This is a genomic window from Owenweeksia hongkongensis DSM 17368 (assembly GCF_000236705.1).
Lineage (GTDB): Bacteria > Bacteroidota > Bacteroidia > Flavobacteriales > Schleiferiaceae > Owenweeksia > Owenweeksia hongkongensis.
In genome coordinates, this window is sequence record NC_016599.1 from 2675608 (window position 1) to 2701568 (window position 25961).

General features: G+C 41.5%; 26 protein-coding genes. 12 read left to right on the top strand and 14 right to left on the bottom strand.

Annotation, left to right across the window (positions count from 1 at the left end):
- The first annotated feature begins 7 nt into the window (after positions 1-7).
- Together OWEHO_RS11850 and rseP are read left to right on the top strand one after the other, a co-directional pair.
- Positions 8-1672: a hypothetical protein gene (locus OWEHO_RS11850; RefSeq protein ID WP_143764588.1), complete on the top strand. Its 1665-nt coding sequence runs from the start codon at positions 8-10 to the stop codon at positions 1670-1672.
- A gap of 81 nt (positions 1673-1753) precedes the next feature.
- Positions 1754-3073: an RIP metalloprotease RseP gene (gene rseP / locus OWEHO_RS11855; RefSeq protein WP_014202719.1), complete on the top strand. Its 1320-nt coding sequence runs from the start codon at positions 1754-1756 to the stop codon at positions 3071-3073.
- A 209-nt stretch (positions 3074-3282) separates the two neighbouring features.
- On the opposite strand, the gene OWEHO_RS11860 is transcribed toward rseP, so the two are convergent.
- Both OWEHO_RS11860 and OWEHO_RS11865 read right to left on the bottom strand, forming a co-directional pair.
- Positions 3283-3810: a hypothetical protein gene (locus OWEHO_RS11860; protein ID WP_041627589.1), complete on the bottom strand. Its 528-nt coding sequence runs from the start codon at positions 3808-3810 to the stop codon at positions 3283-3285.
- Between the two features lie 6 nt (positions 3811-3816).
- Positions 3817-4887, bottom strand: a complete 1071-nt coding sequence (locus OWEHO_RS11865; protein WP_014202721.1) for a hypothetical protein — start codon at positions 4885-4887, stop codon at positions 3817-3819.
- Between the two features lie 395 nt (positions 4888-5282).
- Between OWEHO_RS11865 and OWEHO_RS11870 the strand changes: the two genes are divergently transcribed.
- The 3 genes from OWEHO_RS11870 (at position 5283) to OWEHO_RS11880 (ending at position 8737) form a co-directional block, all read left to right on the top strand.
- Positions 5283-6308, top strand: a complete 1026-nt coding sequence (locus OWEHO_RS11870; protein WP_014202722.1) for a ligase-associated DNA damage response exonuclease — start codon at positions 5283-5285, stop codon at positions 6306-6308.
- Positions 6305-7897, top strand: coding sequence for an ATP-dependent DNA ligase (locus OWEHO_RS11875; RefSeq protein WP_014202723.1), 1593 nt, complete (start codon positions 6305-6307; stop codon positions 7895-7897). The genes OWEHO_RS11870 and OWEHO_RS11875 overlap by 4 nt, the downstream gene beginning before the upstream one ends.
- Before the next feature lie 93 nt (positions 7898-7990).
- Entirely contained in the window at positions 7991-8737 is a 747-nt protein-coding gene (locus OWEHO_RS11880) for a hypothetical protein (protein WP_014202724.1), read from the top strand.
- Here the strand turns inward: OWEHO_RS11880 and OWEHO_RS11885 are convergent.
- Positions 8734-9171: a GNAT family N-acetyltransferase gene (locus OWEHO_RS11885; RefSeq protein ID WP_014202725.1), complete on the bottom strand. Its 438-nt coding sequence runs from the start codon at positions 9169-9171 to the stop codon at positions 8734-8736. The two genes, OWEHO_RS11880 and OWEHO_RS11885, sit on opposite strands and share 4 nt — an antisense overlap.
- 59 nt (positions 9172-9230) lie before the next feature.
- Between OWEHO_RS11885 and OWEHO_RS11890 the strand changes: the two genes are divergently transcribed.
- Positions 9231-9965, top strand: coding sequence for a GldM family protein (locus OWEHO_RS11890; protein ID WP_014202726.1), 735 nt, complete (start codon positions 9231-9233; stop codon positions 9963-9965).
- Between the two features lie 267 nt (positions 9966-10232).
- Positions 10233-10568 carry a hypothetical protein gene (locus tag OWEHO_RS11895; RefSeq protein WP_143764590.1) on the top strand — a complete coding sequence of 112 codons (336 nt, stop codon included), beginning with the start codon at positions 10233-10235 and terminating at the stop codon, positions 10566-10568.
- Between the two features lie 102 nt (positions 10569-10670).
- Here OWEHO_RS11895 and OWEHO_RS11900 read toward each other — a convergent pair whose 3' ends face one another.
- On the bottom strand, positions 10671-11033 hold the full coding sequence (locus OWEHO_RS11900) for a DUF983 domain-containing protein (RefSeq protein ID WP_014202728.1): 363 nt from the start codon (positions 11031-11033) through the stop codon (positions 10671-10673).
- 97 nt (positions 11034-11130) lie between these two features.
- Between OWEHO_RS11900 and OWEHO_RS11905 the strand changes: the two genes are divergently transcribed.
- Positions 11131-12006, top strand: coding sequence for an AraC family transcriptional regulator (locus OWEHO_RS11905; RefSeq protein ID WP_014202729.1), 876 nt, complete (start codon positions 11131-11133; stop codon positions 12004-12006).
- Here the strand turns inward: OWEHO_RS11905 and OWEHO_RS11910 are convergent.
- Positions 11944-12396: a hypothetical protein gene (locus tag OWEHO_RS11910; RefSeq protein WP_014202730.1), complete on the bottom strand. Its 453-nt coding sequence runs from the start codon at positions 12394-12396 to the stop codon at positions 11944-11946. The genes OWEHO_RS11905 and OWEHO_RS11910 overlap by 63 nt on opposite strands.
- Before the next feature lie 221 nt (positions 12397-12617).
- Here OWEHO_RS11910 and OWEHO_RS11915 point away from each other — a divergent pair, with 221 nt between their 5' ends.
- Together OWEHO_RS11915 and OWEHO_RS11920 are read left to right on the top strand one after the other, a co-directional pair.
- Positions 12618-13898: a hypothetical protein gene (locus tag OWEHO_RS11915; RefSeq protein ID WP_014202731.1), complete on the top strand. Its 1281-nt coding sequence runs from the start codon at positions 12618-12620 to the stop codon at positions 13896-13898.
- Between the two features lie 24 nt (positions 13899-13922).
- Complete coding sequence (locus OWEHO_RS11920) at positions 13923-15899, top strand: RCC1 domain-containing protein (protein WP_014202732.1); 1977 nt, start codon at positions 13923-13925, stop codon at positions 15897-15899.
- 35 nt (positions 15900-15934) lie between these two features.
- Here the strand turns inward: OWEHO_RS11920 and OWEHO_RS11925 are convergent, their stop codons facing one another.
- The 5 genes from OWEHO_RS11925 to OWEHO_RS11945 form a co-directional block, all read right to left on the bottom strand.
- A complete protein-coding gene (locus tag OWEHO_RS11925; protein ID WP_014202733.1) occupies positions 15935-16795 on the bottom strand; it encodes a metal ABC transporter permease in 861 nt (286 codons plus the stop codon).
- Positions 16796-16870: 75 nt separating this feature from the next.
- Positions 16871-18196, bottom strand: coding sequence for a metal ABC transporter permease (locus tag OWEHO_RS11930; RefSeq protein WP_014202734.1), 1326 nt, complete (start codon positions 18194-18196; stop codon positions 16871-16873).
- Positions 18180-19010 carry a metal ABC transporter ATP-binding protein gene (locus OWEHO_RS11935; protein WP_014202735.1) on the bottom strand — a complete coding sequence of 277 codons (831 nt, stop codon included), beginning with the start codon at positions 19008-19010 and terminating at the stop codon, positions 18180-18182. The genes OWEHO_RS11930 and OWEHO_RS11935 overlap by 17 nt, the downstream gene beginning before the upstream one ends.
- 116 nt (positions 19011-19126) lie before the next feature.
- Positions 19127-20032, bottom strand: a complete 906-nt coding sequence (locus tag OWEHO_RS11940) for a metal ABC transporter solute-binding protein, Zn/Mn family (protein ID WP_014202736.1) — start codon at positions 20030-20032, stop codon at positions 19127-19129.
- Entirely contained in the window at positions 20029-20688 is a 660-nt protein-coding gene (locus OWEHO_RS11945; protein WP_014202737.1) for a metal-dependent transcriptional regulator, read from the bottom strand. The genes OWEHO_RS11940 and OWEHO_RS11945 overlap by 4 nt, the downstream gene beginning before the upstream one ends.
- Before the next feature lie 82 nt (positions 20689-20770).
- Between OWEHO_RS11945 and OWEHO_RS11950 the strand changes: the two genes are divergently transcribed.
- Positions 20771-23062, top strand: coding sequence for a TonB-dependent receptor (locus OWEHO_RS11950; RefSeq protein WP_014202738.1), 2292 nt, complete (start codon positions 20771-20773; stop codon positions 23060-23062).
- A 68-nt stretch (positions 23063-23130) separates the two neighbouring features.
- A complete protein-coding gene (locus OWEHO_RS18230) occupies positions 23131-23289 on the top strand; it encodes a DUF1328 family protein (RefSeq protein ID WP_014202739.1) in 159 nt (52 codons plus the stop codon).
- Positions 23290-23361: 72 nt separating this feature from the next.
- Here OWEHO_RS18230 and OWEHO_RS11960 read toward each other — a convergent pair whose 3' ends face one another.
- From OWEHO_RS11960 to OWEHO_RS11975, 4 genes are all read right to left on the bottom strand, one after another.
- Positions 23362-23661, bottom strand: coding sequence for a hypothetical protein (locus OWEHO_RS11960; RefSeq protein WP_014202740.1), 300 nt, complete (start codon positions 23659-23661; stop codon positions 23362-23364).
- A 58-nt stretch (positions 23662-23719) separates the two neighbouring features.
- On the bottom strand, positions 23720-24487 hold the full coding sequence (locus OWEHO_RS11965; protein WP_014202741.1) for a UDP-2,3-diacylglucosamine diphosphatase: 768 nt from the start codon (positions 24485-24487) through the stop codon (positions 23720-23722).
- Between the two features lie 30 nt (positions 24488-24517).
- The gene (locus tag OWEHO_RS11970) at positions 24518-25132 is read right to left on the bottom strand and encodes a hypothetical protein (RefSeq protein ID WP_014202742.1); all 615 of its coding nucleotides are present in this window, start codon (positions 25130-25132) and stop codon (positions 24518-24520) included.
- Positions 25133-25244: 112 nt separating this feature from the next.
- Complete coding sequence (locus tag OWEHO_RS11975) at positions 25245-25853, bottom strand: superoxide dismutase (protein WP_014202743.1); 609 nt, start codon at positions 25851-25853, stop codon at positions 25245-25247.
- Between the last annotated feature and the right edge of the window lie 108 nt (positions 25854-25961).

The following is a 25961-nucleotide window of genomic DNA, read 5'->3' on the forward strand; positions in this document are numbered from 1 at the left end:
TGTGTTGATGGCGCAACCCTCAGATATTGTTTCTATTCACCTTTCAATTTGGAAGGACGGGGCTTTCGCTTCTGCTAATCCAAATGTAATTCAAGCTTCCGCTGAAGTTACTTTCAAAGCGAGCAAATCTCCTAGCCAAGCGGTTTTGCTCACCAAAGGCTTAGCTGTAAGTAATGTAGAATTACGCGAAGGAAGGATAAAAGGAAAGCTAAAATGGAACCAGCGCAATGACAGCCTTTTTATTCAATTACGTGCAGGTAAAAGGTCAACGAGCACGGTAAAAATTGATTACCAAATAAGCCTGACTGATGAAAACAACTTGGCTTACATTCAAAAATCAGAAGACGTTTTTGCGCTTAACGCGATGAATGCCACCACAGAAATGGGCATGGGTATTCCGGGAATGTGGTTTCCCTCAGCAAGTGGCGATCGCTTTAAAATGAAGCTGGACATTACCACCAAAGCGGACGAGAATATTGGTTTTAGCGGAAGCGAGGAATACAAAGTAAAGCTGCCAAACGGCTTGCTTGCACACTTTTGGAAAAGCGATAAAGAGATTTTGCCGGAAGACTTTTACTTAATAATTGGAACCTTCAACGAGTATGACGCTGAAGAATTGGAGGAGGAGTTTGAGCTAAGTACCATTGCCCTGAAGGAAATGAAGTATGAAAAAGCGAAGCGGAAAGTGATGCCTTATATTTCATTATACGGTTTTACCGAAGGCGCTATTTCTGACAGTGAATATGCAATTGTAGACAGCTTGAGTGCACAGGATTTTTCAGCATATTTTTTGAGTAAAGATGATTTACCAACTATCTTAAAAGAGCAATATCAAATAGAAGCTGCTTTAGCCTTTTATATAGAAAATCGAGATTTTAAAAAGGCATCAGACAGACATTGGGGTGCTTATTCAAAACTAAAAGGAGCGGATTGGACAAACCAAATTATGCTCAAAAAATGGAAGGATAGAGATAGTTTGACTGTGGAGCATTATGATAAGATGCTGGCCTATCGTGTGGTGAATTATCAAAAGAGCAATCCTGAATTGATGGCCGAAATCCCATCACAACAACTGGATACAGCTTTTGTAAAACCTTTAACGCAAAGCAGAGTTTTGCCCATGGTGAGCTTCAGCTATCGTTATGTTTCGGGAGATACAGCCCTTTACGTAAAGTATGTACAAGACACAGCAAAGAGCAATGTTTATGCTTTTCCTGTAAGGGTGATAGTGCGCAGTGGCGACCTGATAGATACCGCTTTTAAGCTTGTGGATCAGGTGAGCGGAGAGCTTAAAATCACCTTTCCAAAAGTGCCCAATTTGGCAAAAGTTGAGGTGGGTGATTTCTTTCCAGGAACATTGTCGGATAAACGCCCTGATACGTACAATTTGTTTCAGCTGAGTAAGGCCGAAAGTGAAGAGGAGCGTGAGGAAGCACTTATTGGTTTGTTCAAGACATCAAACCCAAATTTGTTTTCTACCGCACTTGGCATAGCAATGGATGATGATCAAGCGCGCTTGCGTGCGTTAGCGCTGGATTATGCGGATAACCTAAATGCAGCGGGCCAGCAAAAACTGAAAGACACGATTATAGCTTTGAGTGAAAACGACTCCAATGCTGAGGTGCGCAAAAAGGCTAAAATATTGGTAAAGAAATATTATGGACCAAAGTAAATCACTTTGGTTAAATTTGCCCGCTTTAATAATGAATACCCCCGGAATGCGTTAACACTCGCTACCGACTAAAATATACGAATGGACATTTTTATACAAGCTTCTCAATTTATACTTAGCCTTTCTCTACTCATCATTTTGCACGAGATGGGGCACTTTATTCCTGCCAAACTTTTCAAGACAAGAGTTGAGAAATTCTACCTCTTTTTTGACCCGTGGTTTTCTTTGGTAAAGAAGAAAATTGGCGGTACCGAATATGGTATTGGTTGGCTTCCTCTAGGTGGTTATGTAAAAATAGCCGGAATGATAGACGAGAGCATGGACAAGGAGCAAATGAAGCAAGAGCCTCAGCCTTGGGAGTTTCGCTCTAAGCCGGCTTGGCAGCGCCTAATTATCATGATTGGTGGCGTTACCGTAAATGTAATCCTGGCCATCATCATTTATGCGGGTATGATGATGTATTATGGCGAAAGCTATTTACCAAACGAAAACCTGACCTATGGAGTAGCGGCAGACTCTACTGCACGTGAGATTGGAATAAGAAATGGAGACAAAATTCTTTCGGTAGACGGAGTTAAGATTGAACGTTTTTCTCAAATTCCAATTGAAATTCTGCTTTCTGATAATGGCTTGATCACCGTGGAGCGCAATGGCTCAATCAAAGAAATTCAGATAACTGAAGAGGATAAAAGAGACTTGATAAAATCACAAAGCACATTGGTTTCTCCAAGAGTTCCTTATGTGGTTGGTGGTTTTACCGATTCATCTGTAGCCAAAACAGCTGGCTTGATGGAGGGTGATAGCATATATGGCCTTGACGGAAAAAAGGTAGCCTTTTTTGATGAGTATATCGGCATGATTCCTGGGTACGCAGGGCAAACAATGACGCTAAACTATGTGCGAAATGGTGAGGAAGGATCTGTAGAAATGATTGTTCCTGAGAGTGGTCGCATTGGAGTTTATGCGATGCCATTCACACACTTTTACGATTTAGAAACAAAACATTACGGTTTCTTTGAAGCAATTCCTGCCGGCCTTAATAAGTCGTACACGGTGCTTAGCGATTACATCCGTCAGTTTAAATTAATCTTGAACCCAAAAACAGAAGCCTACAAGGAGGTTGGTGGTTTCTTAATGATTGCCGATCAGTTTGACACCCAATGGAACTGGCAACGCTTTTGGTCTTTCACAGCCTTTTTGAGCATTATGTTGGCCTTCCTTAATATACTTCCCATTCCTGCGCTTGATGGTGGTCATGTAGTATTTGTACTTTGGGAAATGATATCTGGCCGCAAGCCTTCTGAAAAAGTATTGGAGTATGCTCAGATGGTAGGTTTTATCATTCTGCTAGGTTTGATTGTACTGGCCAATGGAAATGACATTTTGAAGTTATTCGGGTAAGCCGATCTAGATAAAAGTTTTAAACGCGGGATGGAATTAAGTTTCTGTCCCGCTTTTTTATAGACTAAGAAGCCCTGACAGGTTTCCAAAACCTGTCAGGGCTGTGAAACAGAACAAAATCGCAGGAGTAGGGAATGGAGCTTTTATTTTTAAAACATACTCTTTTCCGGCAGCCTCTAGCGTTAAGCCAGTGGACTTCATGTAAAAGTCTATTCCTCCTCGTCTTTACCATCATCGCCTCGCTGGCGTTTAATGAATTCTTCCACTACGGCACTTACGTCTACTCTATCAACTGTTTGCTTCCCTCTTACCAACTCAATCTTTCCAATATTGGATGCCTTTGGCAGCGGTATTTGAATACTGCCTTTTTGAATGGGCTTTGTTTCAGAATCTTCGCCTTCGCAAGAGCGAACTACTAAAGGGTCGGGCATAAAGAAGTTGGCTAACCGCTCTCCCTTGGTGTCCATTACCTGCACATTTAAATTACCTCGTTGGTATGGAAACTTACCCTTCACCTCCTCCAGTTTCGAGTTTTGATCTACTACAATTTTTCCTTTTTCTACGCTTAAGGTCATCACATAGTATGAATTTCCGGAGCGAGTAAAATAGTCCGTGGAATAAGGTGCGGTGTTTTTCTCTACTTTATCCCTTTGCTGGTCAGGGGTTTCTTGAGCAAAGGCTGTGGCGCATATAAGTACAAAAAGTACCATTAAGCTTAATTTATATAAAGTTTTCATACCTAATTAATTTATTGCGTTATCTAAAATGGCGTGGTTTATCCGGTACTGGCAAGGGCAATCGTAGGTGGTGTGATTTAGGCCAGTTGCCTTCATCTGGCAATTGTTTACACAGAGTTTAAACCAACCACTAGAGTCCATTTCCACCGCATCGGCATCTGATTTACAACTACCGTAATTTCCGCCAGCAGCTTGCGCTGAAGCTAACGATGGCCAATTGTTTGGGTAATCAGCCTCTTCCCAGTGGGAGCCTCCTCCATATTCATCTGCAAGGTCAAACCAGGCGTGCCCACATTCGTGAAGAATGGTTCCACGGTTTTGCATTTCAGTAGAAAATAACCCTCCACTGGCATAATCCCTAAGATTATTTTGATGCATCAAAACCCGGCCTTCGGCCCACGAAATGTTGGCATTATTGCTTGGCACCTGATGAGTTCCATCAGTAGATATTCGGTCGTAGTCGGTGGCGGTCCCTTTCAATGGATTTATGTAAAAGTTGAATTGACGCCTCCAAAAGCGAAGTTTGGGCTCATCAAAAAATGACTCCAAAATAGCTCCCCGGCAATGGGTATAGAAGTCATTCATGTTAGAGATGTCATTATCAGGAATAAACACTAAATCAAATACATCATCAGGGTCGCCTTGAGTATATATGGGAGCAGCCATGTTTGCCACCGGATACGGTCTGGTAGCAAAGGTTACCCTAAAGTTTTTGGTTTGTTCGGGTGTCACCACTTCAAAACGATAGGTTACCAACTTATTGTTCCCATACCCTGAAGGTTTAGAAAAGCTCAAGTCTCCAGCAGGACTTGTCCATGAGTTAATTTCCACCTCACTTCCTGCAGAAGTAATACTTCCTGAAGAATTGATAGTGGAAACAGTTTCATAAAGTTTGGCCGAATTAATATCACCATCAGTAACCTTGGTTAGCGTATAGGTTACCGCTTGGCTTCCGGTAGGGTAAATTGGCTCATGTAGGGCCAAGGTTATCGGGGATTTCTCGCAAGAAGAGAAAAGCATTGAAATCGCTACAGCAGGTGCAAGTAGCCATGCAGGATTAAATTTGTGAAGTCGCATTGTAAGATTGGTTTAGTAAAGTAATTGTATGTAAAACTGTGCAGTAAGTATCGAGGTGTTCTTAGGTTTTACTTAAAAGAACATCAAAGGCGAGCATGGCAAAGCAGCTTTTGTAACCTCTTAAAGTCAGGAGTTTTAGTTGAGCGTGCTTGCGAAAGTTAATGCAAAGAGGCACAAGGACATTGGTTACATATTCAAATGTACAAAGAGCTGTGACTTAAAACGTGAGGCTTGGCTGGTACTTAGTAATTGGTAAGATAAAGTCCATAAATGGACGATAATATCCAGAAAAGGTCAAACCGAAGGATGAAGATCCAGACAAAAAAGGTATAGGAAATAAAGGTTTACATGCGAAAGTTTTAAACTTCTAACTCTGCTCAGGGTTATTGCCTGCAATGTCACTCCTTACTTTTAATAAAAATGGAATTTATTGCAAGCTGGCCGATGTATATATCGACCCATGGAAGCCTGTAAAACGGGCCCTGATAACCCATGCACATGCAGATCACTCAAGGAGCGGGCATCAAAGTTATCTGGCTCATAAGGATAGTGAAACAGTAATGCGATTGAGACTGGGTGCAGATATCAATTTAGAAACCGTAGAATTTGGAGAAGTAAAGACTATCAATGGTGTGAAGTTCTCTTTTCACCCGGCAGGGCATATCCCCGGCTCTGCGCAAATACGTGCGGAGTATAAGGGCGAAATATGGGTGGTAAGTGGGGATTACAAAGTGCAGAAGGATGGAATTTCTACCCCGTTTGAGCCGGTGGCTTGTCAGCACTTTATAACCGAAAGCACCTTTGGCCTGCCAATTTATAAATGGGAGGAGCAGCCTGTTGTAATGGATGAAATCAATCAATGGTGGCAATCCTGCAAAGAAAAAAGAAAGGTAGCTGTGATTGGAGCATACTCATTGGGCAAAGCACAGCGTATCATTAATCATGTAGATCAAGGCATTGGAAGGATATTTACACATGGCGCGGTGGAAAATACCAATCAGGCGCTGCGAGAAGGTGGGATGGAAATAGCGCCCACCACCTATGTGAGCGATGAATTCGCAAAGAAGGATTTTGCTGGAAACTTGGTGGTATGTCCACCCGGGGCGCTTGGCAGCGCTTGGATGAAAAGGCTTGGCCCTGCTGAAACAGCATTCGGAAGTGGGTGGATGGCTTTGCGAGGAGCAAGACGTAGACGGGCGGCAGACAGGGGTTTTGTGCTAAGCGACCATGCTGATTGGGATGGTTTGAATACGGCTGTAATAGCCACTGGTGCTGAAAATATTTACGTAACGCATGGCTATCAAGCCGCCTATACGCGCTGGCTTGTGGAAGAGTACGGGCTGAATGCGGTGGCTGTGAAAACTCTTTATGAAGGAGAAGGTGCTGAAGAGCAGGAAGGAAAAGAAGTGAAAAAAGCATGAAACAGTTCGCAAACCTTTTTATGCAGTTGGACCAAACCAACAAGACAAACACAAAAGTGGCTGCTTTGGTAGATTATTTTGATAAAGCGCCCGATGAAGAAAAAGTGTGGGCCATCGCCATTATGAGCCACAGAAGGCCAAAGCGCCCTGTTAGTACACGTGATTTGCGAGAATGGTGTCAGGAAGAAACGGGTTTGCCTGAATGGCTCTTTGACGAAACCTACCATGTGGTGGGCGACCTTGCTGAAACCATTGCCAAGCTATTACCTAAAGTTGAAAACACTGAAGACAGAGGTTTACTATACTGGGTTAATTTTCTGATAGAACTACGCGGAAAACCGCAAGAGGAAAAGAAAAAGCAAATACTGGCAGCATGGAGGGAGCTGGAAACATTTGAGCGTTTTGTCTTTAACAAATTGATAACAGGTGGGTTTAGAATGGGGGTGAGCCAAAAGCTTATGACCCGCGCCCTTTCCCAACATCTAGACAAGGATCCGGCTGAGATGGCCCACCGCCTGATGGGAAACTGGGACCCTGCAGCGGTTACTTTTTATGACTTGCTTTTGGATGATAGCGTGGAAGCAGATACTTCCAAACCTTATCCTTTCTTTTTGGCCTACCAGCTTGAAGATGGTCCCGAAAGTTTAGGGTCACCACATGATTGGTTTGCAGAATATAAATGGGATGGAATCCGCGGCCAATTGATTTTTAGAAATGGAGAAGTGTTTTTATGGAGCCGAGGTGAAGAACTCGTAACGGATCAATACCCTGAACTAAAAGAGGTAGTTGAACTTTTGCCTGAAGGCACCGTACTGGATGGAGAAGTGCTTGTGTATAAAGACGGGCAAATACAAGGATTCAGCCTTTTGCAAAAACGAATAGGGCGCAAAACAGTGGGTGCAAAAATGCTGAAGGATGCACCTGTGGTGTTGCGCTGCTATGATATTTTGGAATGGGAGGGAAGAGACTTGAGACATGAGACACAAGAGTTTAGACGGGAGATTTTGGAAAGAGTGTTTACTGGTTTGCCGGACAATAATCTGCTTCAGCTTTCGGAGCTCATTAACTTTAATAGTTGGGAAGAGTTGATCGCTTTACGCGAAGATGCCCGTAGCCAGTATAGTGAAGGACTTATGCTAAAAGCAAAAAAAGGGACCTATGGAGTGGGCCGGAAAAAAGGCGATTGGTGGAAATGGAAGGTGGACGCCCTCACCATAGATGCTGTGATGATATATGCGATGAGAGGTCATGGAAGAAGAGCAAATTTATACACCGACTACACTTTTGCTGTTTGGGATGGCGACAAGTTGGTTCCTTTTGCAAAAGCGTATTCAGGTCTTACTGATGAAGAATTTAATAAGGTAGACAGCTTTGTGAAGCGCAACACTTTGGAGCGCTTTGGCCCGGTGCGAAGTGTAAAGCCAGAATTGGTTTTTGAAATTGCCTTTGAAGGAATTCAAAAATCCACGCGTCATAAGTCAGGTATAGCCTTGCGCTTTCCACGTATGAAAAGGTGGAGAAAAGATAAACCTTCCAAAGAAGCTAATACACTTGCTGATTTACAGGAGATGCTCCGTTTATATGGGTAATAATGAATTGTATTTGACCAAGAGGATGTGCTTTTCCGGCTAAAATATCTGGAATAACTATATCTTTCCGCCTTAATTTAAAAGCTGAAAAGCATGCGCATAATTACCATCTTCATTTTTACACTTCTTGTAGCTACTGGTTGTGGTCCAAGCTCTAACCTTATGAGTTCATGGAGCGGGGAGAGCGAAGAAGCAAAAAAGTATCATAAGCTATACGTGATGGCTATGTTTCCCAATATGGAAACTCGCGTGGCGGTAGAAAATGCTATGGTAGATGCTTTGGTGGCAAAAGGCGTAAGAGCAATGGTGAGTTATGATGAGTTTCCAATGGCCGGAAAGGCAAAGGAACTTATGGGAATGGCTCGCGATAGTGCAATGCTTGAAAGTGTAAAGCAAAGTTTCAAAGAAAAAGTTATCAGAAAAGAGGCTGATGGTATTTTTATGATCAGTGCTTTTGATATACAAAAGACGAAAGAATACCATCAAGGAGGGCCGAGCATTACCATTGCAGCTCCGGTGTATGGCAATAGCTATCCTTACCCTGGGTATGGCGGTAGTTCCTCTCCCTATGCGTATGGTAGCTATTATGACTACTATGCTTACAATGTAGCGACAGCGCACTCAGAAGGGTATTACACAACCTCTTCCACTTATTATTTACAGAACAACTTGTTTGATGTAGCCTCGGAGCAATTGATTTATTCTTCACAGAGTAAAACAATTGATTACAAAGATTTGAACGATGAAAGCGCCAAACTAAGTGGTTTGATTGTAGAAGATATTACCGCTAAGAATGTGCTGGTTACCAAGAATGTAAAAACAAAGAAGACGGAGGACTAAAGCTTCATTTTCATGTAATGTAAGTGAAGTCCTGGAGCCCAGTAGTTTTCTTTGATCTCAAGAACTTTAAAGCCCATTTTTTCATAAAATACTGATGTGTGCTGACTAGTGCGCACTACTAATGTATGTGCAGTTCTTATGGTTTTAAGATGGTTAATTCTGTGTTGGGTAATTTGTGTTCCATAGCCTAAACCATGATACGAGGGGTGAATCATGCCCCAGGAGAGTACTGCTTCGGTTTTTCCTTTTTCATAATTGAGCCCCCCACAGCCTATAATTTTTCCACTGCTTTCGAGAACGAAGTAATCTTCGCGTTCATTATCCAAATAGTTTGAGAATAGAGCTTCCTCTGATTTGTCAAAATAAGGAGGAGTGTTCAATCGAATAAGCTCGATGAGGTGTGGTTTGTCGGAGGGGAGATATGGGCGGATCATTCTACTACATGCTTTATTTGTAAATTACTCAACTAAAGTAATTTAAACCAAACCAACCAATGATTTTAAAAAGAAGGTTAATTCAAATCTCAATTCTTGCACTCTTATTAGTTTTTAGCCAGTGTAAAAATACGAAGCAAGAAACTTCATCAAACCAACCTGCAATTGAAGCTGTGAGCCAAATAGACACAGTTTACATCCATGACACAGTAGTGAGACACCAACCGCAGGAGTTTCTTCAGCTAGAGAGGATGCGTGTATTGTACGTTGGTGTTGATAATCCTATTAGTGTACATGTGGCTGGGCTGAGTCCAGCGGATATTGAAGTAAAAGGTTTGGAAGGTGTTTCCGTTAAAGAAGTTTCAGTGGGAAGGTATGTGGCAACGGCTGCAAAACCGGGAGAAGCCCAGATCAGTGTAGAAGGCCCCGGGCTAGGACGGATTCACATCTTTCGGGTCAAGCGCATACCTGATCCTGTAGTAAGACTTAGTAATAAAACAGGAGGACTTATGGGCAATGGAGAGTTTAAGGCTCAAGGAGGAGTAGCAGCCTTCCTTGACAATTTTGATTTTGACGCCACCTGTGCTGTCGTTGAATTTAGATTGACTTACATAGCTAAGCGAAGTGAGCCTATTACAGTTACGAATGCTGGCCCAAGATACACCAACAAAACACGTGAGTTGGTGAATCGTGCCAAACCTGGGGATACCTACATTTTTACATACATAAAAGCCAAGTGCCCGGGTGATGAGGTAGTGCGGAATATTAACAGTATGGCTTTTATGATTCGTTAAAGGACTTTACTCTCAGCACAAATCAGCTTAGGCTAAATGGCTAGCATTTTATTTTCGCAGCACCCCACCTTTTGCTTGTGGTAATCGTATTCGAGTTTAGGACACCATCCTCAGTTCTCACCGTGATAGAGGCGTTTTTCAAAACTTCATTCTTTTCTTTTTATGAAACCAAAAGGTGTTTTTAAGCTGGGCGCGCTTGCTTGTTTGGCAGGAGTCATTCTGTCTGGATGTTGCCGATCTATGAACTGTGATTGTAACTTTCCGAGTGTGGGCGTTTTTTACGAAAGTGATAGCCTGAGTTGTCCAACTTCATTTGGCGACCAAATAGTAGTTACAGCATATAATCAAACTACCAATGATGTGGTTGCAGAGCCATCGGCCTTTTACTCTTATGAATGTGTTGTAGAAATATACTATCGACCAAATACCTATTGGGTAATTACTTCGGATACTCTGCAGTTTGCGGACACACTTAGAGTGCGTGATATAAACCTATATGATCCGGAAAATAAGTGTTGTGACTGTGGGCCTCAAATTGCCAATATTACGCTTGAATTGGGCGATGAGGTTTCATCAGGGAATACCACAGTGCGGAGGTTTTAAGCACAAGAATGGCCCCCAAAAGGCTTTAATGAATTTACTTGAAGAGAATACTGGCTTTTGACTGAAAACAAGATTTCATCAACATTGGTAATAACCAAGGAGCTAATTGCACTCTGCCTTTTTCAGAAATAGTTGCATCCATATCAGTCGAGATAGTCTAAAGTTTATTTTGCTGAACAGTAAAGCCGTTATTCCCATGGCGAATACTGTGGGTAAATTTTCAAGATCAAGGATAAACTTAGAGACTACGGCTACAGTTAGCATTTGGGCTACTATCAGGCCATAGCTTACATACATGGCGCCAAAAAAGAAACCAGGTTCTTTGGTAAATTTATATCCGCAATTATTGCAATTATCACGCATTTTTGGAATTTCAAAGAGTGTGACGATTGTACTTTTTTCAAATACCTTAGATTTTTGACAGCAGGGACATGTTCCGGATAGTATCGTATTTAAGCCGCTCATTGGTTTCAAATTTATAGGACAAAGTTCGTGTGTAGATTATTTGATATGTTATACTATTGTCTCCAATATTTGTATTATTAGGACATTAAAAAAGAGTGTGGACGAGGTGAAGGTTTTACATATTGATCAGTTTGAAGAACAGGGTGGGACCCTAAATTTTTACTGCAATGACTTTAAGAGTCATCTTAATGACCATTTTCATTCTATTACTCATGCCCATAAACATGACTTTTTTCTTACCGTAGTTTTTACTGCGGGCAGCGGAACGCACGAAATTGACTTCGCAAAATTTCCGATAAGGCCAGGGAGTGTGTTTATGATGTCGCCAGGGCAAGTGCACAGTTGGACTTTTACTGATGATATAGATGGCTTCATCTTTTTTCATTCACAAGAATTTTTTGATAAACACTATGCGGCTAGGTCTATCTATCAATTTCCATTTTTCTATTCTACTCAAAACTCTCCAGGTTTGCAGTTAGGATCAAAGCAGGTTGAAAAACTCATGGGCTATTTTGAAGAACTGCTTAAAGAGAGCGAAAACCAGAATGCTTTAGCATATCAAAAGCTGGTAACATTGGTCGATCTTATTTATTTGGATTTAAGTAATTGGTATCTACAAGAGCCGACACATGCTGCAATTGGTGCTGGAGGCTATTCCGCGAAGTTGAGAGAGCTTGGGCGGTTTATTGATGAGAATTTTGTGGAGAACAAATCTGCGGCCTTTTATGCAGATAAGATGAATATTACAACAAAGCACCTCAATAGAATTGTGAAAACCACGCTTGACCAAACCACATCCAGCCTTATTTTGAACCGTGTGATATTGGAAGCAAAGCGTAGAATAGTGTACGAAAATGGTGACCTATCTCAAATAGCCTATAGCTTCGGTTATGAAGATTATGCCTATTTCTCAAAGTTGTTTAAAGCTCGTACTGGATTTACACCAAAGGGATTTAGGGCGAAGTATAAGTGAGTTTTCACTTATAAACTTCTCGAGGTCTGTTTTTAGCCTGGGAGATTTGACCTTTGAGCGGGATGATTTGATTTCTGAAGAAGCAGGTTTTACCGTTTGATTTATCGGTGGATTGCGATGGTTTATTTTGGCATTTATAAAATTTTGCTCAGTTGCTAATTGGGCAGAATCAGCTTCAGATGGATCATCACCCCTTAGTTTTAAAACCTCATTTCTCAAAGAATCAATCTCTTGCGAAAAGGCCTCTTGTCTTTTCATCAGAGCATTCATCTTTTCCAAGAGCGCATTGAGTTGATCTTGATTTTCTGGCATGGGTGGTTTCTGAGTAGTGGGGTTGAGTGAGTTTTGATGAAGAGGGAAGTGCTTGCGGTAATTGGTATCCGACTGCATTAGTTTTTGTTGATTGGCGAAAGATAAAAGATTTTATAAAATGAAGGGCAGGCCAAAAATTGACTGTTTTTTGAATACGCTCTGCAAAAGCGTGCGTACTGGAGTTTACATGATTTAAGTTAACCACCAGTTTTGTTGGGTAGCTCTAAAAAGCTAAATTTGAATAGGGTCTTCTTATTGACTTTAAAGTAGGTTATATATTCAACACCAAACCAACCTCTATGAAACCGAGATGGCATTTATCATGGTATGTTTTTGCGATTTTGTTAATCACGGCTATTCCTCTAATGATGGTTGCGCAGGGAAGGACTGTGAAATTTTCGGCATCAGATAAATTTGCACTTACCGTTACAAACCAAACCCCTGCAACACTCACCTTATTTCTTGAAGAAGATACAAATGGCTTTAAACTTCGGCAATATCAATCCAAAGAAATTCGGATGAAGTCTAAAAGGCGGAAACATACGGGCGTGACGGTAGTCTATTTGCAGCAAGACTACTTGAAAGACATCAGGGATAACAATGTTGTCTTACAAAACATTATAGGCAATAGCGGTAAGGGGAAGCAATTTATAAAGGAGTACAGTTTTTTTTATCCAAATATGCCACAGATTGAGTTGCTAATGGCGGAGTATGGCTTAAGGAATTCAGATGGCATAAAGTTCAGAATACAAGAGATAATGAAGCTGGAGGAGATGTATAAAAGTCAGTATAAATTGAATGATAATAAGATTCTTGATACCCTAAGTTATAAGTCGTTCATCAGTAAACAAACTATAACTCCAAAAACACAATTAACCCTAGGCTTCCCCTTCGCCAGAGTAAATTATAATGAGATTTGGGAAAAAGGATACGATGGGTCGGGAATTGCTTATGACGTTCAATTGTCTTACATGATTTTAGGTGACTATAAACTTTTGAAAAGTAAAACGTTATGGAGTATAAGTGCGTTTGTAAACTGGAACTCTGATAATTATGGGTTGAACCAAGAGGGGCACTCCTATTATGCGGGAGCTTATATTACGGAAAACTCTATTGATGGAACGGATCTAAAAGAAATTGTAAAACCAGACTATGTCAATTTAAATATTCAAAAACTTAGTGCAGGAGCTTTTTTAAAGTTTTATATGAAACCTTTCTATGTGGATGTAGGTGGCGGGTGGAATGCATACACAAATGCACAACTAAGGTTTAATGCTGAGCAGGACCAGGCAATAAACCAAACACATGCGGGTCTCAATTTAAGGAGAGAAAAGTTTAATAAAATGCTTGAATTTACGGGGCCACCAATCTATGGTGTTTTAAATTTTGGGATTATTATCGAAAACCTTTTTATTATTCAGCTAACTACGGAATATAAGAATGAATCGATTGTAAAAATAGTAGAGCAAGGCGATTTATATTATAGCATGGACTCAGGGTCAACTAAGGAGTCTGTTTCTTTCGAAAGGGAGAAGGTAATGCCGATAAATTTCAGAATAAAGTTTGGGCTCACATTTTAATCACAAAACTCTTTAATCCTAAAGATGAAAAAGCTAGTTATTATTTTATCAATAATGTCACAAGTTAGTATTGGACAGGATATTACGACTGTAATAGGGTGGGGAGATAATACAAATGGTCAGATTTCAGTTCCTACAAGTTTAGAAAACGTAAAGGAAGTAGCCTGTGGAGGGTCTTTTAGTTTGGCTCTTTTACAAAATGGAGGAGTGATTGGCTGGGGATCGAATGCAAGTGGGCAGATAGCCAGCTTAAATCGATTTTATAATATTGATAAGATTGCAGCAGGTTTTAACCATTCATTACTTTTAACAAAATCTGGTGATTTGTATGAACTAGGAGGCTTTGGTCTCAGGGATGGAGTAATTAGGCCAGATGATTTGAATGATGCTGTTGATATCTCAGCAGGTTATGGTTTTAGCTTAGCTCTCTTAAAAAATGGAGAAGTAAAAGGCTGGGGGCTGGATAATTTTGGGCAGGCCTCCGTTCCAAAAGGGCTAGGGGGTGTTGTAGAAATATCTGCAGGTTATAATGTTGCTGCAGCACTAAAGCAAAATGGAGAAGTAGAGACCTGGGGTAAGATAAGCCCAGATTGGGTAAGAAGCATCCCAGAGGAGTGTTTTCCAATTAAAAAGATATATGCAGGCATGGAGTGCTTGACAATTTTAGGAACAAATGGAATGCTGTATAGTAATTGTTCTGAACCGCAATCATATCCTTTATCAAATAGAGAAAACTCAATTGTTAAGATATTTTCGAGCAAGGGGGGACACGGTTTTATGCAAAGAAAAGATGGTGAAATAGTGGGGTGGGGCTCCAATGAGTATGGTCAATTAGATTTGCCAGAAAGGGGCAAGAGTGCTGTTTCAATTGCCACTGGAAGCTGGCATTCGTTAGCTATTATAAAGCTGAGTCAAGATGAGGCATTTGAGTATTATCTTCAGCTTGCGATGGAAGGGAACCAAGAGTATTGGGACAGGATTCTAACCATGTATAATCCAAAAAGCCCAACGCAACGTGAATACTCAGAATTGTTGGCTAATATTAGATTGTTGCGAATTAGGAGTTATACTATTCTTAAAGAACAATACTTCGATGTGCTGAATAAATTTTGGGGTGGGCAGGGAACATTTCCAATTTCCGAAAAAAGAGTTTACCCGTGTGAGAAGAATGGAGCTTCTTTAACTGCCATTGCTAATATTGTGTATACAGCCGAAAAAAAGTTAGAACCAGATGCCGTTGTGGTAGCTTTTCTCAAATTTGAGCAGGACTGGGCAATTGAAATGTACAAACAACAGCAGCAGCTTAATAAGGCTATGAGAGAAGTTATTTTCAATTGGGCATTTCGGCCGTCATGGATGTACCCAAATGTAGATGCAAATGGAAACATTGATATGTCGGCCAATGAGATTGAAAGAATGTTGGATAATAACGAAGAGGTGTCGCAAAAAACATACGAGGTGATTTCAGGCGCTGGAGAGATAATTGCAACTCTGAAAGATAGTGAGGAGTTGTGGCAAACTTACAAGTCTGTGAAAGGCAGGTTTCTAAAATACCTAGAAAGATCTTCATATACTCTCAAAGAGGCGGGCGTTCTAAAGGCCCAGCTTGGCCTCTACTGTGATCCTGAAGAAATGGTAAGGGTATACGATATGTGGTTTGAAAAGGAATACCTAAATAACCGAACTTTAGTACGGTATTATCCCTCCCTTCTGTCAAAGTATCAGTCTGAAGGAAGAAATATTGATGCAATCAAATTATTACTTGATTCAAAAACCGCCACCGAAGAAGAAATAACAAACATGCTGGTTGCCTCTGTTAACGCTGGGCGTGTTTATGCAGTGCATTTATTGCTTTCAAGAGGAGCTAATCCTGATTTAAAAGGAAAAAAAGGGATTTCGGCAAGAGAGGAGCTACAACGAGACCCGATGGGTCCGATACAAAATGAGATAAGGGCTTTGTTCAAACAATATGAGCCTTATGCTAGAAGAGGCATCTATTAAAAACGGAAGATTTCGTTTCTAGTCTTGGTTTTATTTCACTGATCTTTTGAGTGTTTTCTGTTTTTCACTCTACCCCACCCCCAAGCCCCAGCAAACAGCAACCCAGCAAAAGTGGCCATAGCACCGGCAATGCTGCCATCCAAAATGAGTGCTAGGTAATAACCTCCCACGGCAGTGAGTATTCCCAGAAGGGCAGTCAGCCAAAGCATTTTCTTAAGGCTTTCGGTAAGTAGGTAAGCGGTGGCAGGTGGAGCGATAAGTAGAGCTACTACTAAAATTGCACCCACAGATTCAAAAGAAACAACGGTGGTGAGGCTCACTAATCCCATAAAACCAAAGTGCCAAAAGGCAGTGGAGATACCCAAAGCCTTGGCGTAATCCGCATTAAAGGTGGTTAAGGCCAAGCCTTTGTCGCCTTTTACTAAAGCGATAATAATAATGAGTAAAACCGTTCCGCTAATCCACAAAGCTCGTGGGCCAATGTTGGTTCCATTGCCTAGCAAAATTGGGTCGAGCGGCACATAAGCGATTTCGCCATACAGCACACATTCCTGGTCAAGGTCTACCTGCCCGGTTAAGCTGGAAATAAGAATTACGCCAAAGGCAAAAAGAGAAGTGAAGGTTACGCCAATCGAAGCGTCTTCCTGTAGGTTTGCTTTTTTGTGAAGTATCTCAATTAAAATAGTGGTAAGCACACCAATAGCTGCTGCTCCTGCCAGCATTACAAAGTTTCCTCGCGAACCAGAGATTAAAAAGGCAATCACAATTCCCGGTAATACGGCATGGGAGATGGCATCGCCTACCATCGCCATTTTTCGTAGGATGAGGTAGCAGCCGAGGAGGCCGCAGCTTACGGCTATTACTGATGCTGTTAGTATGATGTAGAATGCTGCCACGCTACGATGTTAAAAGTTAAAAAGTTATATGTTAAAGGTTTCATTAGTTGGAATTGTGGTATTTCAGCGCTGTAATTAAGTCCCCCTATAGGGGGATTTAGGGGGCGAGCTACCTTCGTAAGGTATCGGGCTTTCATGCGGATCCTTGTCCGGGTAACCGAGTTCACGTAAAAGTTCTTCTTCTATTTCAGGACTAATAATATGTTCAATGGTTTCGGCATTGGGGTGAATGTGATCGGCCTTGAGGCGCATACGCTGCGTGAGATACATTTCCCAAAGTCGGTGGAGGCGAACCACGCGCTTAGCTTCGGTAAGGCCTGCTTCGCTCAGGCGAAAACCTTCAGCTTGGCGCAAAATCAAAAAGCGCTTTTTCAATAGGCGTAACCCCTTCTTAAGTTCATCCGAATTAAATTGTCGTATTTCCTGAAGGTCTTCCTCATCAATCACCGGGAAGTCTGCGTCTCGTCTTTCGCTGAGGTGGTAAATAGCTTTCAGGATGTTTTCAGTTAAGATCTTTTCACGGTTTTCACGCTGGCGCTTCATCTTGCTCCATAGTCCTCGCTTGGGCGCAAACACCAAAGAGATCACCGCTATAGCGGAAAGGCTCATCACAATCCATGGTCCGGTGGGCATATTGGGTGCGGTAAAGCTGATGTATGAACCTACAAACCCGGAGAGCATTCCGGCAAAACCGGCAATGAAAAGCATCTTCACCAGATTTTCTGTCCAGGAGCGTGCGGCAGCAGCTGGAGTAATAATCAAAGCAGCCATCAATACTACACCCACGGCTTGTATTCCGGTGGCTATAGCCAAAACGGTGATGGACGAAAGCACAAACTGCAAGCTCTTTACAGGTAGCCCCGAAATTTGGGCAAATTCTGCGTTAAAGCTCATCAGCTTAAATTCTTTAAAAAGTAAAAACACCGTTACCAAAAGTATGCTGGCTACCACGGAGTACGCTACCAAGTCATCTTTGGTCATAGAGGCGGCCTTCCCGAAAAGGAATTGATCGAGCCCGGCTTGATTGCCTGCACCGGAATGTTGAATGTGGGTGAGGAGTAAAATACCAACCCCAAAAAATACGCTTAGTACCAAGCCAATGGCCGTATCGGGTTTTAATTTGGAATGTTTGGTGATAGCCTCAATGAGGAGCATGGCAGCCCATCCGCTAATAAGCGCACCAAACATAAGTATGTAGGGGCTTTTGCTTTGGGTAACCATAAATGAAATGGCGATACCCGGCAAAATGGCGTGAGCTATGGCATCCCCGATAAGGGAGCGCTTGCGCAAAAAAGCAAAACTTCCTACCATAGCAGCGCTCATGCCAATAAACATGGTGCCGAAGGTTACAACCCGCACGTTGGGGTTGCTAAAGCTCAAAAATTCAAGAAGCTCCTTCATCGCCTGGTCCTTCTTTTTCTTTAAACTCGCTTTCGCGCATAGGGAAATCTTTCTTCGCCATCAGGTCTCCAATTCGTGACAAAACTGTTAGGCGTCCACCATAAGCTTCCTGTAAAAGTTCGGTTTCAAACACTTCTTGCTTGGGGCCGCTGGCCACCAATCTGGTGTTCAGCAAAACGATCCAATCAAAATATTCATAAGCTGTTTGCAAATCGTGATGTACGATTACCACTGTCTTTCCTTCCTTTTTCATTTCAGAAAGCAGGGTTAAAATGGACTCTTCCGTGGCGGCATCTACCCCTACAAAGGGTTCGTCCATTAGGTATAAATCGGCTTGTTGAGCTAAGGAGCGTGCAATGAAAACTCTTTGCTGTTGTCCACCCGAAAGTTGCGAAATCTGACGGTTGGCATAGGGCAGCATATTTACTTTTTCTAACGCTTCCGTTGCAATGTCCTTATCCTTTTTGGTTAGTCTTTTAAAGAGGTTGCTTTTGCGGTAACGCCCCATCATAACCACATCCATCACATTGGCGGGAAAGTCCCAATCTACCGTTTCACGCTGAGGTACGTAGCTTACCCTTTCGCGGACTTCGTCCAACTTTTTGCCAAACATGTTTACATAGCCGCTGTCGGGTTTCATCAGGCCCATCATGTTGCGAAGCAGTGTGGTTTTTCCCGAACCATTTGGGCCAACAATCCCAATGAGTTGGCCTTGAGGCAAACTAAAGTCAATGTCCCACAATACAGGCTTGCGGTTGTAGCTTGCAGTGAGGTTGTGTACCTCTATCGCGGTTTTTTCGGGTCTGATGTCCATTCTAATTTTTTTCAGTTTAGAGCTTATTCATGCTCTTTGTGTGTTCTCGACTCCGCTCGAACAGACCGTAGACGAGGTTTTGTCGGTTGGTCAGGTCGAGCGGAGTCGAGACCCAGTTACTTCAACGCCTCCGTTATCACCTTCACATTGTGATCAAACATTCCAACATACGTTCCCTCAGGTGTGCCAGCAGCGCCCAGTGCATCTGAGTATAATTCGCCTCCGAGTTTTACGTCATGTCCACTTTCACGGCAGCCTTCTATCACCGCTTCAATAGATTTTTTGGGCACCGAGCTTTCCACAAAAATGGCTTTGATCTTTTTTTCTGTGATGTATTTTACCAGTTCCGAAACATCTTGCAATCCGTACTCTGCGGTAGTACTGATGCCTTGCAAGCCGCGCACTTCCATACTGTATTGTTTCCCAAAATATTTGAAAGCATCATGTGCGGTGATCATTATCCGCTGGTCCGCAGGGATTTGATTTAATTGATCCACAATTCGGCCATGGAGATAATAAAGTTCTTTAGCATAATCCTGTCGGTTTGCTTCTATTGAATCTGCGTAAGCAGGAAAGGTTTCTTGTAGCTTTTTAGAAAGGCCATTTACACCACGCACCCACACAGTAACATCAAACCAGATGTGCGGATCTTCAGCACCTTGAAAGTCGGTGCTATTTATAAGTAAGTTTTTTGGAACAAAATCAGCAATGGCAAATGTGGGTTTGGTTTTACCAAGTTTTTCAAATATTTCGCCCATTTTGCCTTCAAGGTGAAGCCCATTATAAACCACCACATCGGCATTTGTTAGTGCAGCGATATCGCCTTGTGTAGCTTTATATAAATGTGGGTCAACCCCGGCTCCCATTAGTGAAGTTACCTTAATTGTATCACCTACAAGGTTTTGCACAGCATCGCCAATTATGCTCGTGGTGCACACAATGTGCGGTCGGTGGTCCTTTTTCGTTTCGGTACAGGAAATAGCAAATACGGCTAAGACGCAGAATAGAATTATTTTTTTCATAGTTGCTTTACAAATAGATTGGTACATACGGCAGCGCTTAGGCTAGTCTCGGATGTTGAGTTTATTTTTACACGCATTGACCCGTCAAATTCTTCTTTCTCCTCTACCATTAGTTTTGCGCCTAAGCCAATGCCCAGCTTTTCGAGATATCGAAGAAATTCAGGTGAGGTATCTTTTACACCTCTTATTATTACTTCAGAATTTGTTTCACACTCTTCTAAAGTAGTCTCTGTCCTTTTCGGGAAATTACCCGCATCATCTGGAATAGGATCACCATGGGGGTCATACTTCGGGTTACCCAAATAAGAATCTAGTCTATCGGTAAGTTTTACAGACTGGATGTGCTCTAGCTGCTCAGCCACCTCATGCACTTCTTCCCATCCAAAACCGAGTTTGTCTACCAAAAAAACTTCCCACAATCGGTGCTTACGAACAGTTTTAATGGCGATTTCTTTGCCTTTGGCGGTAAGCTTTACGCCTTGGTACTTTTTGTAAATGAGTAAATCTTTATCACTCAATTTCTTGAGCATATCGCTCACAGAAGCCGCTTTGGTTTCAAGCCTTTCAGCAATGGCATTGGTAGTGGCGCCTTTTTCAGATCCTTGAGATAGGAAATGTATGGCTTTCAGGTAATTCTCTTCGGTAAATGTGTACATCAAAAAACAATTGCTAGGCAAATCTAAGATAAAATGTTTGATAGCTAATATTTAATATTTAGGTTTGTCTAAAAATTAATCAATGCGCAATCTTATTTTTAGATTTAGCTTTATCGTAATTGCTTTGCTTCATAGTTTAGTAAGCTTTGCTCGGGTATCTGTTTCGGGTGTCGTTACTGTAAATGGGGCACCCATGGGAGAAGTGGCGATAGAGGTGCAAGACAGCAAAGTAGGAAGCGTTACCGATGCTCAAGGCAGATTTCAGTTGGTGATTGCACAACCGGGAACGTATCAAATTCGAGCTTCATTTATTGGTTGTCGCCCTGAGGTTCAAAAAATCACCTTACGGGAAAGTGAGCAAAGGGAGGTGAACTTTGAGCTTCATGAGATTGAAACAGGATTAGATGAAGTAGTGGTTTCGGGTACAATGAAAGCTGTAAGTCGCTCGGAAAGTCCAGTGCCTGTTGAGGTTTATAATGCTGCTTTCTTTAAGAAAAATCCAACACCAAACCTTTTTGAAGGTCTTCAAAATATAAATGGTGTTCGGCCACAATTGAATTGTAATGTGTGCAATACAGGTGATATTCATATTAATGGACTGGAAGGATCGTACACCATGATTTTGATTGATGGAATGCCCGTGGTGAGCGGTTTGTCTACGGTGTATGGTTTGAGTGGAATTCCAAACTCGATAATTGAACGGATAGAAGTGGTAAAGGGACCTGCATCTTCATTATACGGCTCCGAGGCGGTGGGTGGGCTTATTAACGTGATTACTAAAAGCCCCGAAAAAGCACCTGTGTTTTCAGCAGACTTTATGACTACGAGTTACCTTGAACATAGTCTGGATATGGCTTTTAAAAATAAGGTTGGGGCGAAAACGAACGTCCTTACGGCTTTGAGCTTTTATAAATACGATAACCCGGTAGATCTTAATGGGGACAATTTCACGGACGTGACATTACAAGACAAAATTTCGATTTTTCAAAAGTGGGATTTTGGCAAAGTAGGCAGAGTATTCACATTAGGAGGGAGGTATTTTTATGAAAATCGATGGGGAGGTGAAATGCAATGGCAGCCTGAGGATAGAGGGGGTGATGAAGTTTATGGAGAAAGTATTATCACCAATAGAGTTGAGGTGTTTGGAAAATATCAATTGCCCATTGAAGAAGACGTTTTTGTAGATGTGTCTTTCAATTCACATAATCAAAATTCATACTATGGTGATGTGCCGTATATGGCAAATCAAAAAGTAGGTTACGCGCAAGCGTACTGGAATAGAGCGATAGGGGTACATGATGTGCTTGGCGGTGTGACATCGAGATATACATATTATGATGACAGTACACCTGCCACTGAGCTAGACTCAATCAATCAACCAAATGAGGTGATTTTACCAGGCTTTTTTATTCAGGATGAAATCTTTTTGTCTGAACAGCACAAGCTATTGCTAGGCATGAGGTATGACTACCATCGGGATCATGGCAGTATTTTTACACCACGAGTAGCGTATAAGTGGAGCATTAATAAGAAGAATATTTTTAGGCTAAATGCGGGGTCTGGCTTTAGGGTTGTAAATCTTTTCACCGAAGAGCATGCCGCTCTTACTGGTGCTCGAGAGGTGGAGGTACAAGAGGAGCTGAGGCCTGAAAGAAGCTATAATGTAAACCTCAATTATGAAAAGAGAATGGTGCTTGGTGCCCAAGCGTTTGTGACATTGGATGCATCCGCTTGGTATACCTACTTTACCAATCAAATTCTTCCTGATTACGATTCAGATCCTAACAAAATAATCTATGATAATTTAGATGGAAACTCGGTTAGCCGTGGTGTTTCACTTAATGCGGATGTGGTTTTGCCTAAAGGTTGGGATGCTCGATTTGGAGGGTCATTTATAGATGTGTCAGTTACGGAAAAGGATGAAAATGGTATTATGAATACATATCGCCCAATTCTTACCGAAAGGTGGACAACGACTTGGGCTTTGGGTTATAAAATAGCTTCTATAAATCTCAAAGTAGACTATACAGGGAATCTTTATGGACCGATGCGTTTGCCTTTACTTGGTGAATTGGATTCACGTGATGAATACTCTCCTTGGTGGAGTATTCAGAATATTCAGCTTACCTGGAGTAAGTTGGGTTCTCGCTGGGAATTTTATGGAGGGGTTAAGAATATTCTAAACTTTCGCCCTGCAGATAATAGCATTGCGAGAGCGAATGACCCATTTGATAAAAATGTAGTGTTTGATGCCAGCGGAAATGTGGTACCAACAGCGGAAAACCCTGAGGCTTTAACTTTCGATCCTTCCTACGTGTACGCACCAAACCAAGGAGTAAGAGCTTTCTTGGGAGTGCGTTGTACTTTCAATTAGAAACCCGGCTTGTGAACTAATTGGCTAAAATTCAGTTTAGTATTTATTAACCAATAAAAACGACAATTATGTTACGATGGGTTTTAATCTTTCTAGTAGTGGCAGTCATAGCTGCCATTTTTGGATTTGGGGGTATAGCAGCAGGAGCAGCAGGTATCGCTAAAATCATTTTTTACATATTCATTGTTCTCTTTGTGATTTCATTATTAATGAAATTGCTGAGGTAGCAAATTGAGAGCTAAACAACAAAGGCCGGTGATTATCTACCGGCCTTTGTTGTTTTTTATAAAAAGAAAAAATTAGTGCATCCTTATCTTTTGAGCCATTTTTTGCGAAAGAGAGCTATAGGCTCCGTAGGCATCAATGAGCATTCCTTTGTTTCCGTCAATTGTGGTTACAGCATACACTACAGACATATCATCAGGATTGGACATCCCTTCAAAGCGATGAAATTCATCAATATGAAAATCTTCTGGCTCGTAAGTTTTGTTGATTGCTTTGCAAACTATTGCCTCTGGCTTAAAGGTAAAATCTAATTCATATCCCTTTTTTTGAAGCGCATTTGTAGCTTCAGAAAGTGTTCCGTACTGATTATCCATGGTAATAAATTTTACTAAAGATAACTAGTAGATACTTACATTGTTGTAGGAAAAGCCGTTAATTTTTTGGAAAAGGGTAGTCTTTTAGTTCCATTGTTTCACCATCAAATTCTCCATAGGTAAAGTACTGAATCCAATCCCCAAGGTTTATGTAGTGGCTGTCTGGCTTAAGCTCAATATTTAATGGTAGATGGCGGTGGCCAAATATGAAATAGTCGAAATGTTCCTTTTTTAAAACTTCTTTGCAGTAAATCACAAGCCACTCGTTTTCCTCGCCAAGAAATACAGCATCGTCATCTCCGGTTTTTGCACGGCTCTTTTTGCTAAAATAATCTGCAAGACCAATCCCAAAATTGGGGTGCAGCCGAGCGAATGACCATTGCAGGAAGGGATTTGAAAACACCTTTTTTATAAGCTTATATCCATGGTCGCCAGGGCCGAGTCCGTCTCCATGACCTATTAAGAACTTTTTTCCATCCCATTCTCGTTCAATGGGTTTGCGGTATAGAGTGACACCAATTTCCCGAGGTAAGTAGTCAAAAATCCACATATCATGGTTGCCGGTAAACATATGTACAGGAATCCCGGAATCCACTATTTCTGCCAGTTTCCCTAATACACGAACAAAGCCACGGGGAACGGCTTTTTTGTACTCAAACCAAAAGTCAAAAAGATCGCCAACAATAAAGATTTCGGCAGCATCATGGCGGATCTCTTCTAACCATTTTACAAAATGACGTTCACGCTTTAGGCTTTCCTCATGGTTTGGTGCTCCTAAATGGAGGTCGGAAGCGAAGTAGATTTTTTTGCCGTTTTCCAGTTGCATGGGGCGAAGATAATTAAGAAATGATATTATCTATAAGTGGTCTGTACTTACGAGAGATGGTCTGTCTGGAGTATAGGGAGTTTTTGATGAATCGGGATTTTTAGGTAGCAACCAGTAAAATGGATCCAAACCAATTCGAATACCTAAAATGAACGGATTTTTGTTCACAGCGTTGAAGTCAGTTTTGCCTACCACAAGCTGGATGTCCAAAGCTTTGTACTCGTAGGACGCCCCAATTTCAACAGCTAGTTCAGAACCTTTATAAGTGGTAGATTCATCTTTAAATAACAGTTGGATGGTAGATGTGGTGAGCTTATAAGAAGCTGGTCCTGCCTTGGCAAATGCGCTAAACCTTGATTTGCCAATAGGCTGATGAAAGCCAAATAAAATCGCTTGTTCGACATATTTATTGGAGCGAGCACCTCCAAATAACATCACATTTTCACCAGCCGATGATAATGCTCTATAGCTTAAAGAAAACCGTTTGGCAATCTTTAATTCTCCTAATGCCTGCAGACCAATGCCTGGTTTGCTAGTGATAAGGGCTCCTCCGAGAATGCCAAGTTGAATATCTTCTTGATAGACTTGAGAGTGCATGAAGTACGATAGAAGTGAGAGAGATAGTATAGCAGTAAGTTTTTTCATTTGAGTAAAATTAGTTATTGTTTGTTAACGCGGTTTATTGTTTTTTCTGAAATAAGCAGGTACAAAAAAGCCCCGCAAATGCGAGGCTCTTAATTATTTCTAGCGAAAGTTACTATTTCGCTTCAGCAAATCTGCGATTTACTTCATCCCAGTTTATCACATTAAAAAATGCAGAGATATAATCCGGACGTTTGTTCTGATACTTTAAGTAGTATGCGTGTTCCCACACGTCAAGACCCAAGATTGGAGTTCCTTTTTTCTCAGCAACATCCATCAATGGGTTATCTTGATTTGGAGAAGAAGTAACCTCAAGTTTTCCTTCACCATTTACGATAAGCCAAGCCCAACCTGAGCCAAAACGGGTAGCGGCTGCATTGCTAAATTCAGTTTTAAAGTTTTCGTAAGAACCAAAAGCATCGTCAATTGCAGCACCTACATCACCAGTAGGGTCGCCACCAGCATCAGGGCCCATGATGCTCCAGAACAAGCTATGGTTATAATATCCACCACCATTGTTGCGCACACCACCTGAATGCTTAGAAACATTTTTTAGGATATCCTCGATTGACTGCTTTTCAAGCTCAGTGCCTTCAATTGCATCATTCAATTTGGTAGTGTATCCAGCGTGATGTTTATCATGGTGAATTTCCATGGTTTGAGCATCAATATATGGTTCTAATGCTGACTTAGAATAAGGTAGATCTGGAAGTTCAAAAGACATAAATATTTGATTTTGAATGTTAATATTAAATTCGGTTTCCCAAAAGTAACAATGCTTTTCTACATAAGTTTACGCTTATTAGATTTTATAATGATCTCATAACAGCTT

What these genes read in the sequence shown, in the direction of transcription:
- OWEHO_RS18230 (WP_014202739.1), top strand. Translation starts at nt 23,131, where the DNA reads ATGTTACGATGGGTTTTAATCTTTCTAGTAGTGGCAGTCATAGCTGCC.
- OWEHO_RS11920 (WP_014202732.1), top strand. Translation starts at nt 13,923, where the DNA reads ATGAAAAAGCTAGTTATTATTTTATCAATAATGTCACAAGTTAGTATT.
- OWEHO_RS11945 (WP_014202737.1), bottom strand. Translation starts at nt 20,688, where the DNA reads ATGTACACATTTACCGAAGAGAATTACCTGAAAGCCATACATTTCCTA.
- OWEHO_RS11910 (WP_014202730.1), bottom strand. Translation starts at nt 12,396, where the DNA reads ATGCAGTCGGATACCAATTACCGCAAGCACTTCCCTCTTCATCAAAAC.
- OWEHO_RS11870 (WP_014202722.1), top strand. Translation starts at nt 5,283, where the DNA reads ATGTCACTCCTTACTTTTAATAAAAATGGAATTTATTGCAAGCTGGCC.
- OWEHO_RS11860 (WP_041627589.1), bottom strand. Translation starts at nt 3,810, where the DNA reads ATGAAAACTTTATATAAATTAAGCTTAATGGTACTTTTTGTACTTATA.
- rseP (WP_014202719.1), top strand. Translation starts at nt 1,754, where the DNA reads ATGGACATTTTTATACAAGCTTCTCAATTTATACTTAGCCTTTCTCTA.
- OWEHO_RS11850 (WP_143764588.1), top strand. Translation starts at nt 8, where the DNA reads ATGGCGCAACCCTCAGATATTGTTTCTATTCACCTTTCAATTTGGAAG.
- OWEHO_RS11940 (WP_014202736.1), bottom strand. Translation starts at nt 20,032, where the DNA reads ATGAAAAAAATAATTCTATTCTGCGTCTTAGCCGTATTTGCTATTTCC.
- OWEHO_RS11960 (WP_014202740.1), bottom strand. Translation starts at nt 23,661, where the DNA reads ATGGATAATCAGTACGGAACACTTTCTGAAGCTACAAATGCGCTTCAA.
- OWEHO_RS11865 (WP_014202721.1), bottom strand. Translation starts at nt 4,887, where the DNA reads ATGCGACTTCACAAATTTAATCCTGCATGGCTACTTGCACCTGCTGTA.
- OWEHO_RS11875 (WP_014202723.1), top strand. Translation starts at nt 6,305, where the DNA reads ATGAAACAGTTCGCAAACCTTTTTATGCAGTTGGACCAAACCAACAAG.
- OWEHO_RS11890 (WP_014202726.1), top strand. Translation starts at nt 9,231, where the DNA reads ATGATTTTAAAAAGAAGGTTAATTCAAATCTCAATTCTTGCACTCTTA.
- OWEHO_RS11975 (WP_014202743.1), bottom strand. Translation starts at nt 25,853, where the DNA reads ATGTCTTTTGAACTTCCAGATCTACCTTATTCTAAGTCAGCATTAGAA.
- OWEHO_RS11950 (WP_014202738.1), top strand. Translation starts at nt 20,771, where the DNA reads ATGCGCAATCTTATTTTTAGATTTAGCTTTATCGTAATTGCTTTGCTT.
- OWEHO_RS11915 (WP_014202731.1), top strand. Translation starts at nt 12,618, where the DNA reads ATGAAACCGAGATGGCATTTATCATGGTATGTTTTTGCGATTTTGTTA.
- OWEHO_RS11935 (WP_014202735.1), bottom strand. Translation starts at nt 19,010, where the DNA reads ATGGACATCAGACCCGAAAAAACCGCGATAGAGGTACACAACCTCACT.
- OWEHO_RS11930 (WP_014202734.1), bottom strand. Translation starts at nt 18,196, where the DNA reads ATGAAGGAGCTTCTTGAATTTTTGAGCTTTAGCAACCCCAACGTGCGG.
- OWEHO_RS11900 (WP_014202728.1), bottom strand. Translation starts at nt 11,033, where the DNA reads ATGAGCGGCTTAAATACGATACTATCCGGAACATGTCCCTGCTGTCAA.
- OWEHO_RS11970 (WP_014202742.1), bottom strand. Translation starts at nt 25,132, where the DNA reads ATGAAAAAACTTACTGCTATACTATCTCTCTCACTTCTATCGTACTTC.
- OWEHO_RS11965 (WP_014202741.1), bottom strand. Translation starts at nt 24,487, where the DNA reads ATGCAACTGGAAAACGGCAAAAAAATCTACTTCGCTTCCGACCTCCAT.
- OWEHO_RS11880 (WP_014202724.1), top strand. Translation starts at nt 7,991, where the DNA reads ATGCGCATAATTACCATCTTCATTTTTACACTTCTTGTAGCTACTGGT.
- OWEHO_RS11885 (WP_014202725.1), bottom strand. Translation starts at nt 9,171, where the DNA reads ATGATCCGCCCATATCTCCCCTCCGACAAACCACACCTCATCGAGCTT.